This is a genomic window from Haloplanus ruber (assembly GCF_024494725.1).
Classification (GTDB): Archaea; Halobacteriota; Halobacteria; order Halobacteriales; family Haloferacaceae; genus Haloplanus; species Haloplanus ruber.
Window position 1 is genome coordinate 424,071 of the sequence record NZ_JANHDK010000002.1, and the last position, 14,601, is coordinate 438,671.

The following is a 14,601-nucleotide window of genomic DNA, read 5'->3' on the forward strand; positions in this document are numbered from 1 at the left end:
ACGCCCCCTAGTGCGTTCCCGGGCATAGGTGTGGTGCCCGCGCCGTGTCACACGCCGGTCGCGGTCAGTTCGTCGTCGACTTCGACTCGCCGCCGTTCTCCGGCGGTTCGACGCCCTCGACGACCTCCGCAACCTCCGTCTCCTTCTCCGTGTCGACGTGCCAGCGGTCGACGCTGTCCTCGTAGGTCGCCAGCCGCTCGCTCACCGCCGTCTTGAGGTCGTCGTCGTTGACGTTCACCTCGAAGACGAACTGGTCTTCGTCGCCGCCGCGAGCCGTCTTCTGGACGTTGGCGCTTACGAGTTCGTTGTCGAAGTAGTAGGGGGCGAGCTGTGTCATCACCTTCCGGTAGACGGTGTCCTCGACCGCCCGGAGGGCCTTTCGACCCGCCGAGTCGGCGGCGCGGGCGACGTAGTTGATCGAGTCCTGCCACTGTTCGACCGCGCCCTCGTTGTCGCCCTCCTCGACGCGCTCGTAGGACTCGGAGAGCTTCTCGCCGGCCGTACGGAGGTCCTCGTCCGGGTTTTTTCCGGCCTTCTCGCCTTCCCCTTCCGCGACGCTTGCCTGCTCGGCCGTCTTCTCGTTGACGTCCTCGCCGAGACGCTCGTGAGACTTGGGCCGCCACTCGTCCCACTCCGCGAACGCCGGCCCGTCGGCGCCGGCCTCGCGGAGCGCACGCGTGATACGTTCGCCGTGTTCGACGATCTCCGACCACGTCCCCCGGCGTTTGAATCCGGACACGCTCTCTTCCATCGCTCGTCAGGCTCTCATGGCGTCAGCGCACAAAACCGTTCCGTGCCACGGCGGGTCGTGACCCGCGACGACGGCCTTTTTGCCCCGCCCCGACTCCGTGGGGGTATGGGCTATCACGTCGTCGATACGGACGCAGTCGACCCCGATCCGGACCGCCCCTGTACCCGTCGGTCGCTGTCCGACCCGGCCGGCCTCTCGGAGATGGCGATCAACCGCTACACGGCCGACCCCGGCGAGGAACTGCCGCTCGCCTACCACTACCACGACGATCAGGAGGAGGCCTTCTACGTCCTCTCGGGGACGCTTCACGTCGACACGCCCGAGGGGACTCTGGAGGCGGGGCCAGACACGTTGCTCACGGTCGAGCCTGGCAGCCCCCAGTTTGCGTACAACCCCGAGAGCGCGACCGAGGCCGTCGACGTCGTCGCTGTCGGCGCGCCGCCGTCCGCGGACGACGTTCACGCCTACGAGCCGTAGCTAGCGGTTCCAGACGAACCGCGTCACCGCGTCGTCGATCCGTGCCGAGACTCGTCCGAGCCACGCCTCCGGCGACGCCCGCTCCATGGACTTGCGGTCGACCTCGATCCGTTCGTCGCCGAACGGGTCGCGGTCGTCTCCGTCGGCGGCGTCGACGACGACGCTCATCGAACAGCGGCCGCACGCTTCCGTATCCTTCGCCATCACCCGCTGTTGGGCCGCCAGCGGCTTAAATCCCGGCCGCGATGCGCTTTTTACTGTCGCCGGAGTACGCCACCCCATGCATCGACTCGCGACGCCGATACCGCCACGCGGCCGTCGACGCCGATGAGCGACGATCCGGCCGCGACCACGGAGTCCGGGCCTGCGTCCGGCGCGGCGGACCCGCCCGAAGGACCGGCCGACCGGGCGCCCGACGACGACTGGGGGGCACCCGAGGAGGTTCGGGCCGCCGACCTGCCCGAGGAGGTAGTCGAGGCGGTCCCCGACTGGCCCGACGACCCGTATCTCGACCGCGTGAGCGACCGGCTGATGCACAGCTACGACCTCGACAAGGACGCCCACGTCGCGGGCGAACGCTGGGACCTCTACGGCGAACTGCGGGTGGTGAATCAAAAACAGTTCGTCCACCCCGCGCTCTCCTACGCCGACCACGAGTCCGAGGAGTATCTGTTTGCCCGCCGGGTTGGTCGCCCGACCGTTGCCGACCTCGAACGGCTGGTTGACCTCGGACACGACGTGGCCGACGAGCGTGTGACCGGCCACGAGGAACATTACCGTACCGACGTCACCTTCGTCCTCGTCGCCGACGAGATTCCCGACGACGTTCGCGAGTTCGTCGTCGGGTTCCGGGACCGCACGCTGCTGAAGTTCGGCTACTACGGCCACTACGAGGTGAACCTGATCGTCGTCGCGCCGGCGCGGCGTACCGCCGCCGCCAGTGAGGTCGCTGACGCCGTCCAAGCGTTCGCCCTCTGGGAGGACCTCGCCGACCCCGACCCCGGACTGCTCGACCGGATCGCCCGCCGGTTCTGGTCGTAGCGTGCGCCGACGCGACCTCCTCGCTGGCGGACTGGCCGGCCTCACCGGTGTGGCCGGCTGTGGACTGGTCCCCGAGGAGAGCGATCCGGTCGAGGCGAGCGCCACGGCACCCGCGACGCTCCCCGCGGCCGCCGCCGCCGACGCGGGCTACGAGCGAACCGTCGCGGAGACGGCCACGGTCGAGACGACGCTCGACGCCGACCTCAGCGGCGACGTCGAACTGAGCGCTAGCCGTGACGCGGTGATCACGCTGTTCCGACGAGCCTACCGCGGCGACGGCGGGCGACGGTTCGGACTGGCCACTGCGCCGACGGTCCGGATCATCGAGAACTCGGAGTCACGCTACGACCCCATCCCGTCGCTCGACCCCGCTCGCGTCGTCGCCCTCGCGACCGACCGGTCGGTCGACGCCGTGCGTGATCCGGGCGCGTCGGGGTCGGTCACGCTCCTCGGGACGGAGACGCCCCGCGAGACGGCGACGGCGAGTGACGGGGGCGCCGACCTCGCACTCGTCCGGGCACGGGTCCGTGCTGGCGGCGACGCCATCACCGCCGTCGCGCTCGCTCCGACGGCCGACGCCGTTCGCGCGCCCTTCGACGCCGTCGCTCGCGAGCCGTAGCGACCGAAAAAACTGCGACAGAGGTCCGCGCCGCGCGTCAGTCGTCGCTCGGGGCGCCTGCCGCGCCGCCTTCGCTCCGGACGCTCCGGATGTTCGCGTAGCCGATGCGGACGAGCGACAGCGCGAGGTAGATGAGCACGAACGCGAGTCCCGCTTGGACGGCACTGGAGATCATCGCGGACGTCGACTCGGCGCCGCCTTGCAGGATGTTGATGTAGATGTTCTCGTAGACGGCCAGCCACAGCAGCCCCAGAATCGTGATGACCGTCATGACGGCCATCGGGACGCCGGTGGAGATGAGCTGTTTGGAGTCGTCCCAGTTGGCGAGCCACACGGTCGCGGTCAGGAGCGCGAGCGCGGCGAGCAACTGGTTCGCGCCACCGAACAGCCCCCACAGCACGACCCACTCGCCGGACGCGACGAGCGCGTAGGCGGCGAGGGTCTGGATGACTGGGTTGGTGTAGCGGCCGCGGGCGAGGTTTCCGAGGCCGAAGCTCTCCAGCCCGGTCGCGGTCTGTCCCGCAGGCATGCCGACGATTTCCTCCATCATGTATCGGCCGAGACGGACGGCGGTGTCCGTCGAAGTGAGGAGGAAACTCACCAGTACGAGCGCCATGAAGACGCTGGCGGGCGTCTCGGGCAGGCCGAAGCTGGTGAGGATGATGCCACCACCGGAGGCGAAGTTGGGGAGCGCGCCGCCGATGCCGCCGGCGGCAGCGTCACCCGCGAACCCTGCGACTGCGAGCGTCGAGAGCGCGACGGCTGCGAGTAGCCCCTCACCGAGCATCCCGCCGTAGCCGATGAGGCGGGCGTCGGTCTCTTTGTCCAGTTGTTTCGCGGTCGTTCCCGAGGACACCAGCGAGTGGAACCCGCTGATCGTCCCGCAGGCGATGGTGATAAACAGCAACGGGAACAGCGGGAGGAAGACCCCCTCGACCCCCCAGAAGCCGTTGAACATCCCGATGGAAGGGTCGACGGTGAGCGGCTGACTACTGGTTCCGAAGATTGTACCGACGATGACGGCGAGCAAGGCACCCCCGACGCCAGTATACAGGAGGAACGACGAGAGGTAGTCACGCGGCTGGAGCAACACCCACACCGGCAGCGCGCTGGCGATTCCGGCATACACCAGCACGACCGGGATCCAGGCCGCGGTGTTGGCACCGAGCGATCCGGCGGCGGGCACCCAGTTGCCCGCTCCAGAGAGCAACACGAACGTCCCGGCGGGGTGGGAGCCTTCCGCCAGCGAGAACAGTGCGAACGGATACTGCAGTCCGACCCAGACGCCGGCGAAGACGCCGGCGACAAACAGGATCGTTCCCGGGATGAACGGCCCGTCGAGTTGATACAGATAGACGCCGAACACGAGCGCGAGCGCGACGTAGACGAAACTCGCGGTCGCTACCTGCGGGAACGCGTTGAACACAATCGCCACCACGAGGGCGAACACCGCCACGACGAGGACGATGGTGAGAAAGGCAAACCACAGTAGCATGTTCTTGCCTTTCCGCCCGACGTACTGGCCGATGATGTAGCCAATCGACTTCCCCTCGTGCCGGAGTGACCCGGACAGCGAGACGAAGTCGTGGACCGCGCCCATCAGGGGGTTACCGACGGCGATCCACAGAAGCGCCGGGAGCCACCCCCACACGGCCCCGGCGGTGATCGGACCGACGATGGGTGCACCGCCGGCGATGCTCGAGTAGTGATGCCCCAACAGCACCGGTTTCTTCGACGGCACGTACTCCTGTCCATCCTCGTATTTGTGTGCTGGTGTCTCGGCGTCCTCTTCCAGCCCCACGAACTGCGCGAGGTAGCGCGAGTATCCGACGTAGCCGAAGGTGAACGTCACCAGCACCGCGAGTACGATCCAGATTACTTGTGTCATGTGTCGCCTCGGTCACAAAGATGATGAAAGTCGGACTTAAGCGTTGGCGTCCCGTGCGCGCGTGCCGGTTAGCCGTCGCGGTCGACGAACGTCGGCGCCTCGGCGCTCGGGTCGATGGCAAGTTCCTCGGCTACCGCGGCCAGCAGGTCGCCCCGCACCTCGCGTGATCGGGACTCGATTTCCGCGACGAGCGGGGGGTCGAACCGCTCGCGGACCTGCGCCAGTCGCTCGCGCTCCGTCTCGATTCGATCCCGAAGATAGCGGGCGCCGCGGCCGTTCTCGTCCTCGTCCGGTGAGGGTGTCAGCCGATTCGCGACCAGTCCGCGAACCGATAGCTCTCGCTCTGCCATCCCCTCGATTGCCCGCCCGGTTTCGTTGACCGACAGCTGATCCGGGTTGAGTACGAGAAAGAAGGCCGCGTCGTTCCGGAGCGCACCGCCGGCGAACTCGAAGAAGTCCCGGCGCTCTTCCAGGCGTTCGAGGACTGGGTCGCCCGCCATCACCCGCCGGGGTTCGTTGTTGCCGATGGCGGCCTTCTCGAAGAGGTCGATGCTCTGCCGGCGCTTGTGCGTTAGCCGGTCGATCCAGTCGCGCAGGAAATCCGGGAGCCCGAGCAGTCGGAGCGTCGCCCCCGTGGGCGCCGTGTCGAACACCACCCGGTCGTAGTCGTCGCGCTCCCGCATCACCTCGACGAACCGGTCGAACAGTGCGGCCTCGTACGCGCCGGGCGTCTGGTGAGCCATCTCCAGTTGTCGGTTGATCTCGTTGACCATCGACGCCGACACCTGTTCGGAGAGCTGTCGCCGGATGCCGTCGAGGTGGTTCGCCACCTCCCGTTCGGGGTCGATCTCCATCGCCGACAGCCCGTCGATCCCCTCGACCGACCCCGGAGTGTCGTCGAACGACTGATCGAACACGTCCGACACCGAGTGCGCGGGGTCGGTCGAGACGACCAGCGTCTCCACGCCCGCGGTTGCACACCGCCGGGCGTACCCACAGGAGACGGTGGTTTTCCCGACGCCACCTTTCCCGCCGAAGAAGACGAACGGTTCCATCTCAGAAGTGGTACTGCTGGCCCTTGCGTTCGAGATACGAGTCCCGATCCCACAGGCGCCGCTCCCACGCCTCGAACTCGTCTTCGAGGTAGGGGAGCAGTTCGGCGGTGTAATAGGAGACCGGTGAGGGGATGCCGAACGCGTCCGGGAAGCAAGCCAGCAAGAACGCGTCCTCGCTGTCCTCGGCCTCCTTCTCGATTTTCTCGTAGGCTGGATGTGAAATAATGCCATGGTACAGCCCCTGGAGCCACTCCCGCAGGATCTCGCGGTAGGCCGCGATGCGGTCGGCGACTGTCATCGTTTCTCATCCAACCGCTCGCCGAGACATAAACCCCGTGCCGTCCGCGACGGTGGTGCCGAGACGACGGGCTTGAAGCCGCCGCAGGCCTCACCTCCTCCCATGACCGACACGGATCGCATCCCCGTGACCGTCCTGTCCGGGAGCCTCGGCGCGGGCAAGACGACGCTGTTGAACCACCTGCTGGCCAACGCCGACCGCGACGTCGCGGTCCTCGTCAATGATATGGGCGAGGTGAACGTCGACGCCGAACTCCTCGCCGAGGGGTCGGATCTGGGCGGGGCGGTTGCCGAACTCTCGAACGGCTGTATCTGTTGTGAACTCCGCGACGACTTGGAGACCGCAGTGGTCCGTCTCGCCCGCGAGCGCGACTTCGACGCGCTGGTGGTGGAGTCTTCGGGCATCTCCGAACCCGCGCCGGTCGCGCGCCTGTTCACCACCGACTCCGCCGCCGCCGCCCGCTATCGCCTGAACGCGCTCGTGACCGTCCTCGACACCCGGCGCTTTCTCGACACCTTCGACGACGACACGGTCCCCGAACGCCGCGGAAGCGCGGACGACCGCCCTCTGTCGGACCTCCTCGTCGAACAGGTCGAGGTGTCGACACGCGTCTTGCTCAACAAGGGCGACCTCTGTACCGACGTCGAACTCGACCGGGCCGAGTCGTTGGTCGCGGCCCTTCGCCCCGGTGCCGAGACGGTCCGGACGGAGTTCTCGGCGGTCGACCCCGCCCGTCTCCTCGACGCCGGGGGCGTCGACGCCGATGCCCTCGCCACCCTCCCTGGCTGGAAGCGAGCCATCGAGGCCGACGACGACCACGCTGACCACGCACACGCCCACCCCGACGAGGTGTACGGCGTCACCTCGTTCACCTACCGCCGTCGCCGCCCGTTTCACCCCGAGCGGATCGCGTCGGTCCTTCGGAACCTCCCCCCGGCTGTCGTCCGCTCGAAGGGCACGCTCTGGGTCGCCGGCACCGACCGCCGGCAGTCCGTGAGTCAGGCCGGATCGTCGATTCGGGTGACCGCACAGGGTCCCTGGATCGCGTCGCTCCCCGACATCGAACAGAAAACCTACCGCGCGAACCGGCCGGACCTCGACTGGCACGACACCTACGGCGACCGCCGGACGGAGTTCGTCGTCATCGGCACCGACCTCGACGAGGCGACGCTTCGTGCCCGACTCGACGACGCGCTCCTCACCGACGAGGAGTGGGGCGACGGCGGAGACGTCGCCGTCGACGCCGCCCCGTTTCCCACGACTGACGGCGAGACGGCCGTCCTCCGTGAACCCTGATCAGCAGGCACACCCCGACCCGGCCGCCCGCTCGAAGCGCATCGGATCGCCGCAGTCGGGACACCGCGGTGTTCCGTCCGCGGTCCGGTCGAGGCCCTCGTCGTCGACGGCCACGTCGCGGACGCGGACGCCACAGTCGTCACACCAGAAGGCACCGGCGGAGCCGTCGTCGCCGGCGTCGTCGGGCGCGCGACTCGTCGAGGCCGAGAGCACCGCCGACACCGTGTCGATGAGTCCCATACCTGAGACTTCCTATCCACCGGGCTAAATCCGCCGCGTTCGTGTGAAAGACACGCACGACCGTTCAGACGGCCGCCGCTAATCCGTCGAGCAACCGGTCGAGTTCGCCGCCCCGCTTCCAGGCCCCGAGGCGGTCGGCCAGCGGCAGGGACAGAGAGAGCGACACCCGCGACCGGACCCGAACTCGCGACCCCTCGTCCTCGGGGGTCACCGTGATTCGCGTCTCCATCTGCTCGAAGGGGCCGTTGCCCGTCCCCTCGTATCGGTAGCCGTCCGGCAGTTCCTCGAACCGGAGCTGGAAGGACATTCCCGGCCCGGTGGCGGTGACGAGCGTCGCCTCGCCGTCTTCGGTCACGTCCCCCACCTCGAAGCTCCCCTCCCACGCCAGCAACGCCCGCGGCGAGAGCCGTCGTTCGATCTCACGGGGGCTCGCGGCGACGAACCGGTCGCGTTCGACTTCGCGCACGAACGCCCATGGGGGACGGGAGCCTATAAGCGCCGCCGGAGTCGCGCCGGAACGATCAGAGCAACGGGATCGATAGCCCGAGGAGGATGGCTCCAAGTGCCAGCGCGAGATAGCACAAGCGGTCGGCGTCGGCCCGCCGGACGTCGGCGGCCGCGGGCGTCCCGTGGCGGACGAACTGTTGGTACGCGCCCCCGACGATTGCGACAGCGGCGGCGGCCGATACCGTCAACGCCGTCCGGAGGGAGAGGCCGTACGCCAACCCGTAGAGCGGGCCGAGCGAGAACGCGAGCATCGCGCCGATGCCCGCGACGACGACGAACGGGACGGGATCGACCGGCCGGCCGTCCCGGTTTCGGGGGCGCCGGTCCATGCTCGCCGGTTGGACGCCAGGGACAAGAGGTAAGTGGCGCTCGCACCGCTCCACACGCATGGCCGACGACGCCGAGGGGTTCGACGACGCGGTGGCAGACACCGAGGGTGACCCCCGGGTCATCCTCGCCCTGAACCTGGTGTTGTCCTCGCTGTTCGCGTGGGTCGTCGTCTGGGGACTCTCGATGATCGATATCGTCGCCTACGGCGCCGTCAACGTCGTCACTCTGGCGGCCGTCCTCGTCGGCGTGACCTATCTGATTACGCAGCGCTAAGGCAGGCGTTTTAAGTCCGCTGCGGCCGGTTCCCCGACGATGACCATCGAAGACCGCGACGACGCGTATCTCATCACGCACGCACTCGCGAAGGACACGCTCTCGAAGATCCGTGACGCCGACACCGAACAGGTCGCCTTCCGCAAGGGCCTCGTGAAACTCGGGCGGATCTGTGGCTACGAGATCATCGACGGCGCGATGGAGACGGAGTACGTCGCCATCGAGACGCCGCTCGCGGAGACGACCGGTGAGCGCGTGAAAGGACTCGACGACGTGGTCATCATCAACGTCCTGCGGGCGGCGACGCCGTTCGTCGAAGGGCTGTTGAAGGCCTTCCCGCGCGCCAAACAGGGCGTCATCAGCGCCGGTCGTGACGAGGAAGCCGGCATGAACGAGGACGGCGAGTTCCCCATCACGGTCGACTACGTCAAACTCCCCGAGATCAGCGAGGACGACACCGTCATCGTCGCCGACCCGATGCTCGCCACCGGCTCGACGATGTCGGCCGTCCTCGATTACGTCCTCGACGGCCAGACGACCCCAGAGAACCTCTTTGTCCTCTCGGCGGTCAGCGCCCCGGATGGCCTGCTTCGCGTCTCCGAGGCCGTCCCCGAGGCGGACCTCCTGACCGTCGCCATCGACGATCGCCTCGACGAAAACGGCTTCATCGTCCCGGGCCTCGGCGACGCCGGCGACCGGGCGTTCCGGACGGCCTGAGACTGCCGCCCCACCAGCGAACCCCTTCGCTTCAGGTCGAACACCGCCAGACGGCGGCCCGACGACCGCGAACGAATCTCCACCGAAACGGACCCGTCGAGCGCTCCCTACCGCTCCGGAGCACTCTGAAACTCAGCCCAGTTCGACCCGGCCGCCGGTCGCGGAGCGCAGGCGGTCCCGGAGGCTCTCGGCCTCGGCGACGGGCACTCGCACCTCGAAGGCGACCCGTTCCTCGTAGGCCGCCTCGAAGTCGACGCCCTCGCTTTCGAGGATTCCGCGGACGGTCCCCGAATCGTCGTAGTCGACGACGGCCGACACGCGTTCGTGGGGTCGCTCTTCGACCACGCCCGCGGCGTCGACCGCGTCGCTCACACCGCGGGCATACGCCCGAGCCAGCCCCCCGACACCGAGATTGACGCCGCCGTAGTAGCGGGTCACCACCGCGACGACGTTCCGCAGGTCACGCTGGACGAGGACGTTCAGCGCGGGTTTGCCCGCCGATCCCGTCGGCTCGCCGTCGTCGCTCGCCCACTCGCGGAGCATCGCTCCACCCTCGGCGGGCACGCGGTAGGCCGGCACGTTGTGTGTGGCGTCGTCGTACGCGGCTCGCACCTCGTCGACGAACGCCTCGGCCTCGGCGACCGACTCCGCGGGGGCGACGTGGCCGAGAAACTCCGAGCCTTTCACCTCGAACTCGGCGTCCGCGCGCTCGGCCACCGTGCAATAGGGCTCGGACATTAGAACTCGACCCGGCGAACGTACGGCAACTCACGGATCTCGACCAGTAGCTCCCCGGGGAGCGCCGCGTCGGTGATGACGTACAGTTTTGCGTCGTCGACGAACTCCGGGTCCTCGCTGATGACCTGCCGGATGGAGATTTCGTGGGCGGCGATGGCCGTCGTCACCTCGGCGACGATGCCCGACTCGGTCTCGTCGTCGACCCAGACTGTCAGCACCGAGAGATCGAGTACCGGCGCCAGATCCATCAGACTGGGGATGGCCGTGATGTTCTGGAAGATACGGCGAAGCTCCGGATCGTCGAGGATGGCGTCGGTCGTCGAGTCGACCACCCGTCGGTCGACGCCAATCTCGCGGGCGATCCCCGTGTTGGGAATCTCGATGCCGCCGGAGACGACCCGCCCCTCGTCGTTGACGGAGAAGCCCCGTTCGAGCAGGAGGCGGATCACCTCCTGTTGGCTCGGGCTGCCCTCGAACTTTTCCATGATCTCGTCGAACATTCGTCCGACGACTTGTCCGGGGCGGTTGATATACCTGCGGCCATTGGGGTGCCCTCGTGGCTGGCCCTCCAGGTTCGACCCTATAATTATTCTTTATGAAAATTTGGCCGGAACGCTGTATATATCCCACCTATCACGAACTGATGGAGGAACAGACCTTGTCAACCGTATTCGAAACGTTCGGTGCGCAGACGACCGTCGTTCTGATCGTCGCACTCATCGGTCTCATCCCGGTGATACTGTACCGTCAGAAGACGCCGCGCTGGTTCGTTCTGGCATACGGCTTCCTGTTTGTCGCCGCGTTCGCGACGAACTTCGAGAACGTCCTTTTGCCAACCGCGCTGAATCTGACGGAACACTTCGTTGGGAACCTCGGGGCCGGGGTTGCCTTCGCCGTCGCTGCGTACACGTACAGACGGCAGCACATCGACACCGAGGGAACCGGAGGGGAGGCCTGACGATGGTGGGTGACCAGATCATCCCGTTCGTCGACGCGACTGCTACCCTCGGATTCGTCGCGGCTGCCGGTATCGGGGTCCGGAACTACCAAGACACCGAGTTAGAGCGGACGTTTTGGGCGAGCTTCGTGCTCGTCTCGGTCACCGGGGCCCTCTGGATGGGGCTCGTGACCGTCGAGTGGCTCGGTATCAGCGGCGAGTTGATGGACACACTCAGCACCTCGCTCCAAGCCATCGTTCTCGGCGTGTTCTCCGTCGGGTCGATTGGGACCATGGCCGTCGTCGCGGACCTCAAGGAGTCACAGGCCGAGACGGAGCGGCGACGGGCGGAAGCGGAACAGGCACGCACCGAGGCCGAGCGTTCGAAGGAGGAAGCAGAGACGGCCCGTGAGGAGGCAGAGACGGCCCGCGAGGAGGCCGAAACGCTCAACGACCACATCGAGACGAAGGCCACGTCGTTCAGCGCGGTGATGGACCAGGCGGCAGAGGGGGATTTCACCCAGCGGATGGACCCCGAAAGTCACAACGCCGCCATGACCGAAATCGCCGAGTCGTTCAACGGCATGATGGACGAAATCGAAGCGACGGTCGCACGGATTCGCTCGTTCGCCGACCGCGTCGCCGACTCCTCGCGGGAGGTCACCACGGGAGCCGAGGAGAGTCAGCGTGCCAGCGAGCAGGTGAGTGACTCCATCCAGACAATCTCCGCCGATGCCGAGGCCCAATCGGAGCAACTCCGCGAGGTCGCCGCCGAGATGCAGAGTCTCTCGGGGACCGTCGAGGAGGTCGCCTCGTCGGCCGACGAGGTGGCAACGATGTCACGGCAGGCCGCCGAAACCGGCCGGGACGGGCAAGACGCGGCCACCGAGGCGATGGACGAGATGACTGCCATTGAAACGAAATCTCAGGAGACGATCGACGAGATCGAATCGCTCGCCGACGAGATCGACGAGATCGGAGAGATCGTCGACGTCATCAACGACATCGCGGAGCAGACGAACATGCTGGCGCTGAACGCCTCGATTGAGGCGGTTCGTGCCGGCGAGGCCGGCGACGGGTTCGGCGTCGTCGCCGACGAGATCAAACAACTCGCCGGGGAAGTCGCGGACGCAACCGACGACGTCGAAACGCTCATCACGGAGATCCAGACCTCGACGGATACGGCGGTCGCGGACATCCGTGAGATGGGCGACCGCGTCGCCTCGGGGACCGAGACAATCGACGTCGCCCTCGACTCCCTCGACGAAATCGCGTCGAAGGTCGAGGAGTCCAACCGGAGCATCCAGGAGATTAGCGCCGCCACGGACGACCAGGCGACCTCGACCGAGTCCGTGGCCGGGATGATCGACGACGTCGCCGAGAAGGCCGACCAGGTGAACACCGAGTCCGAGAACGTCTCGGCCGCGGCCGAAGAGCAAACGTCGTCGCTCACGCAGGTCGCACAGAACACTCGGACCCTCTCCGACCAGGCCGACGAACTCCAGCACCGGCTCTCACAGTTCGACATCGACGAGACTGCCACCGCTGGCGCGGCCACGACGGCCTCTCGAACGGCGACGGCAGATGGCGGGGCCAAAGAGCGGACCACGAACCGCGACTCGTCGGGCGGTGGGCGGTGACCCCACCCACACCCAACTGAACGCGGCGACTACGCCGGTTCCGGCGTCCGACGCTCGTCCCGTTCGGTCAGGACGATCCGATCCGACCCCTCGAGTCGGCGGATCAGCCCCGCCTCGTCGAGGTAACTGATCGTCGCTAGCACGGTCAACAGCGGGAGTCGCAGTCGCTCTGCGATCCGCCCGGGCGTCGCGTCGCCGACGCGTTGCAGGTACAACACGACGAGTTTCGAGGTGTCGCTGTCGAGCCTCTCCAACGCCTGCATACGCGACTCCTTCGCGGCCACCGACAAATAACTAACGACGCATGTCGAAACCGAGTACGACAGCGGTCGTATCGCTTTACAGTTCGCCTTTCGTACTCGGTGTGTCCGACCGGCGCTCGTCGATCCGGGTCGCATCGTCGAGGGTGCGCGCGAGTGCCTTGAACAGCGCCTCGACCTCGTGGTGCGCGTTCTCGCCCGTCACCTCGGCGTGGCAGGTGAGGTCGGCCGCCGTCGACAGCGAGCGGACGAAGTGGCGCGCCATGACGCTCGTGAACTCTCCGACCCGCTCTTCGGAGAACGCGCCGTCGAAGCGAAAGAGGGGGCGCCCGCTCACGTCGATGACGACACTCGCCACCGCCTCGTCGAGCGGGACGCGGCGGTCGGCAAACCGGCGGATTCCGCGCTTGTCACCGAGTGCGTCCGCGAAGGCGGCGCCGAGGACGAGTGCCACGTCCTCGACGGTGTGGTGGTCGTCGATTTCGAGGTCGCCGTCACAGTCGACGGTGAGGTCGAACAGGCCGTGCTTGGCGAACGATTCGAGCATGTGATCGAAAAAGCCGATCCCGGTGTCGACGCGGGCGTCGCCGTCGCCGTCCACGTCGAGTGTCACCTCGACCGTCGTCTCGGCGGTTTCGCGGCTTCGAGCGGCGGTGCGGTCCATACACGCCCCTCTCGGGGCGTGCGTAAGTCGGTTTTGGGCGCGTCCGGCCCGGCGTCGTCGCCGTCTCTCACGCGTCCATCGCCGCGTCGAGCGTGAACGCCCCCTCGTAGAGCGCGGTGCCGACGACCACCGCCGCGGCACCCGCCGCCCGACACGCCCGCACGTCATCGAGGGAGGCGACGCCTCCGCTGGCGATCACCGGGATGTCTACTGCGTCGGTCAGCCGCTCGATTCGCTCGGCCCGAACCCCCGACAGCTTCCCCTCGACGTCCACGTCGGTGTAGAGGATCGCACCCGCACCCAGCGCCTCGTACCGGCCCGCGGCCTCGACCGGGTCGAGGCCCGTCCCCTCGGTCCACCCCGAGACGACCACCTCGTCGCCTTTCGCGTCGAGACTCACTACCACGCTCCCGGGGTAGTGCTCGCTGATCTCGGCGACGATGTCCGGATCCTCGACGGCCGCCGTCCCGAGGATCACGCGGTCGACGCCCCGGTCGAGCAGGGTCGTCGCGTCCGCGACGGTGCGGATACCGCCGCCCAGTTGGATCGGCACGTCCACCGCGTCGACGACCGCTTCGACCGCCGCCGCGTTCGCGCGGTCGCCCTCGAACGCACCGTCTAGGTCGACGAGGTGGAGCGTCCGCGCGCCGGCGTCGACCCACCGCTGCGCTGCCGCGACGGGATCGCCGTACTGCGTCTCGGTGCCGCGCTCTCCCTGGACCAACTGGACCACTTCGCCGTCCTGCATGTCCACCGCCGGGATCACCTCGAACGCTGGGAACTCCGTCATGTCGGCACCGGACGGGGCGGCGGCGTAAATGCCGACCGGTCGGTGGGGGCAGGCGGCCGGGTCGGACGTCATCCCGGGTC

The 14,601-nt window shown here is 67.6% G+C and carries 21 protein-coding genes; 8 read left to right on the top strand and 13 right to left on the bottom strand.

Annotated elements, in window-relative coordinates; translation table 11 throughout:
- Positions 1-64 precede the first annotated feature (64 nt).
- Complete coding sequence (locus NO878_RS10215) at positions 65-751, bottom strand: DUF5828 family protein (RefSeq protein WP_256405884.1); 687 nt, start codon at positions 749-751, stop codon at positions 65-67.
- Positions 752-856: 105 nt separating this feature from the next.
- Between NO878_RS10215 and NO878_RS10220 the strand changes: the two genes are divergently transcribed.
- A complete protein-coding gene (locus NO878_RS10220; RefSeq protein WP_256405885.1) occupies positions 857-1,228 on the top strand; it encodes a cupin domain-containing protein in 372 nt (123 codons plus the stop codon).
- On the opposite strand, the gene NO878_RS10225 is transcribed toward NO878_RS10220, so the two are convergent.
- Complete coding sequence (locus NO878_RS10225; RefSeq protein ID WP_256405886.1) at positions 1,229-1,432, bottom strand: DUF8007 family protein; 204 nt, start codon at positions 1,430-1,432, stop codon at positions 1,229-1,231.
- 123 nt (positions 1,433-1,555) lie between these two features.
- Here NO878_RS10225 and NO878_RS10230 point away from each other — a divergent pair, with 123 nt between their 5' ends.
- Together NO878_RS10230 and NO878_RS10235 are read left to right on the top strand one after the other, a co-directional pair.
- A complete protein-coding gene (locus NO878_RS10230; RefSeq protein ID WP_256405887.1) occupies positions 1,556-2,269 on the top strand; it encodes a DUF8052 family protein in 714 nt (237 codons plus the stop codon).
- A 1-nt stretch (position 2,270) separates the two neighbouring features.
- A complete protein-coding gene (locus NO878_RS10235; protein WP_256405888.1) occupies positions 2,271-2,888 on the top strand; it encodes a DUF6517 family protein in 618 nt (205 codons plus the stop codon).
- A 37-nt stretch (positions 2,889-2,925) separates the two neighbouring features.
- Here NO878_RS10235 and NO878_RS10240 read toward each other — a convergent pair whose 3' ends face one another.
- The 3 genes from NO878_RS10240 to NO878_RS10250 form a co-directional block, all read right to left on the bottom strand.
- Positions 2,926-4,776: a carbon starvation CstA family protein gene (locus NO878_RS10240; RefSeq protein ID WP_256405889.1), complete on the bottom strand. Its 1,851-nt coding sequence runs from the start codon at positions 4,774-4,776 to the stop codon at positions 2,926-2,928.
- Positions 4,777-4,844: 68 nt separating this feature from the next.
- Positions 4,845-5,831, bottom strand: a complete 987-nt coding sequence (locus NO878_RS10245) for an ArsA family ATPase (RefSeq protein ID WP_256405890.1) — start codon at positions 5,829-5,831, stop codon at positions 4,845-4,847.
- 1 nt (position 5,832) lies between these two features.
- Entirely contained in the window at positions 5,833-6,129 is a 297-nt protein-coding gene (locus NO878_RS10250) for a DUF7990 family protein (RefSeq protein WP_256405891.1), read from the bottom strand.
- 102 nt (positions 6,130-6,231) lie between these two features.
- Here NO878_RS10250 and NO878_RS10255 point away from each other — a divergent pair, with 102 nt between their 5' ends.
- Positions 6,232-7,425 carry a CobW family GTP-binding protein gene (locus NO878_RS10255; RefSeq protein WP_256405892.1) on the top strand — a complete coding sequence of 398 codons (1,194 nt, stop codon included), beginning with the start codon at positions 6,232-6,234 and terminating at the stop codon, positions 7,423-7,425.
- Here NO878_RS10255 and NO878_RS10260 read toward each other — a convergent pair whose 3' ends face one another.
- The 3 genes from NO878_RS10260 to NO878_RS10270 all read right to left on the bottom strand — a co-directional run bounded on the left by NO878_RS10260 (position 7,426) and on the right by NO878_RS10270 (position 8,501).
- Positions 7,426-7,665, bottom strand: a complete 240-nt coding sequence (locus tag NO878_RS10260; RefSeq protein ID WP_256405893.1) for a hypothetical protein — start codon at positions 7,663-7,665, stop codon at positions 7,426-7,428.
- Between the two features lie 64 nt (positions 7,666-7,729).
- Positions 7,730-8,131, bottom strand: a complete 402-nt coding sequence (locus NO878_RS10265; RefSeq protein ID WP_256405894.1) for an SRPBCC family protein — start codon at positions 8,129-8,131, stop codon at positions 7,730-7,732.
- A 55-nt stretch (positions 8,132-8,186) separates the two neighbouring features.
- Entirely contained in the window at positions 8,187-8,501 is a 315-nt protein-coding gene (locus tag NO878_RS10270) for a hypothetical protein (protein ID WP_256405895.1), read from the bottom strand.
- A 58-nt stretch (positions 8,502-8,559) separates the two neighbouring features.
- On the opposite strand from NO878_RS10270, the gene NO878_RS10275 reads away from it, so the two are divergent.
- Positions 8,560-8,775 (top strand): DUF8107 family protein, encoded by a 216-nt coding sequence (locus NO878_RS10275; protein ID WP_256405896.1) that lies wholly within the window; start codon positions 8,560-8,562, stop codon positions 8,773-8,775.
- Between the two features lie 39 nt (positions 8,776-8,814).
- A complete protein-coding gene (upp, locus tag NO878_RS10280; protein ID WP_256405897.1) occupies positions 8,815-9,492 on the top strand; it encodes a uracil phosphoribosyltransferase in 678 nt (225 codons plus the stop codon).
- 132 nt (positions 9,493-9,624) lie between these two features.
- Here the strand turns inward: upp and NO878_RS10285 are convergent, their stop codons facing one another.
- Both NO878_RS10285 and trpY read right to left on the bottom strand, forming a co-directional pair.
- The gene (locus NO878_RS10285) at positions 9,625-10,230 is read right to left on the bottom strand and encodes an IMPACT family protein (protein ID WP_256405898.1); all 606 of its coding nucleotides are present in this window, start codon (positions 10,228-10,230) and stop codon (positions 9,625-9,627) included.
- The gene (gene trpY / locus NO878_RS10290) at positions 10,230-10,730 is read right to left on the bottom strand and encodes a TrpY family transcription regulator (protein ID WP_256405899.1); all 501 of its coding nucleotides are present in this window, start codon (positions 10,728-10,730) and stop codon (positions 10,230-10,232) included. Before trpY ends, NO878_RS10285 begins: the two co-directional genes overlap by 1 nt.
- Positions 10,731-10,873: 143 nt before the next feature.
- On the opposite strand from trpY, the gene NO878_RS10295 reads away from it, so the two are divergent.
- Together NO878_RS10295 and NO878_RS10300 are read left to right on the top strand one after the other, a co-directional pair.
- Positions 10,874-11,188 (top strand): hypothetical protein, encoded by a 315-nt coding sequence (locus NO878_RS10295; protein WP_256405900.1) that lies wholly within the window; start codon positions 10,874-10,876, stop codon positions 11,186-11,188.
- A 2-nt stretch (positions 11,189-11,190) separates the two neighbouring features.
- On the top strand, positions 11,191-12,807 hold the full coding sequence (locus NO878_RS10300) for a methyl-accepting chemotaxis protein (protein ID WP_256405901.1): 1,617 nt from the start codon (positions 11,191-11,193) through the stop codon (positions 12,805-12,807).
- Between the two features lie 29 nt (positions 12,808-12,836).
- Here NO878_RS10300 and NO878_RS10305 read toward each other — a convergent pair whose 3' ends face one another.
- The 3 genes from NO878_RS10305 to hisA all read right to left on the bottom strand — a co-directional run bounded on the left by NO878_RS10305 (position 12,837) and on the right by hisA (position 14,521).
- On the bottom strand, positions 12,837-13,070 hold the full coding sequence (locus NO878_RS10305) for a phenylalanine--tRNA ligase subunit alpha (RefSeq protein ID WP_256405902.1): 234 nt from the start codon (positions 13,068-13,070) through the stop codon (positions 12,837-12,839).
- Between the two features lie 76 nt (positions 13,071-13,146).
- Positions 13,147-13,731, bottom strand: coding sequence for an imidazoleglycerol-phosphate dehydratase HisB (gene hisB, locus NO878_RS10310; RefSeq protein WP_256405903.1), 585 nt, complete (start codon positions 13,729-13,731; stop codon positions 13,147-13,149).
- A gap of 67 nt (positions 13,732-13,798) precedes the next feature.
- A complete protein-coding gene (gene hisA, locus NO878_RS10315) occupies positions 13,799-14,521 on the bottom strand; it encodes a 1-(5-phosphoribosyl)-5-[(5-phosphoribosylamino)methylideneamino]imidazole-4-carboxamide isomerase (protein WP_256405944.1) in 723 nt (240 codons plus the stop codon).
- Positions 14,522-14,601: the final 80 nt, after the last annotated feature.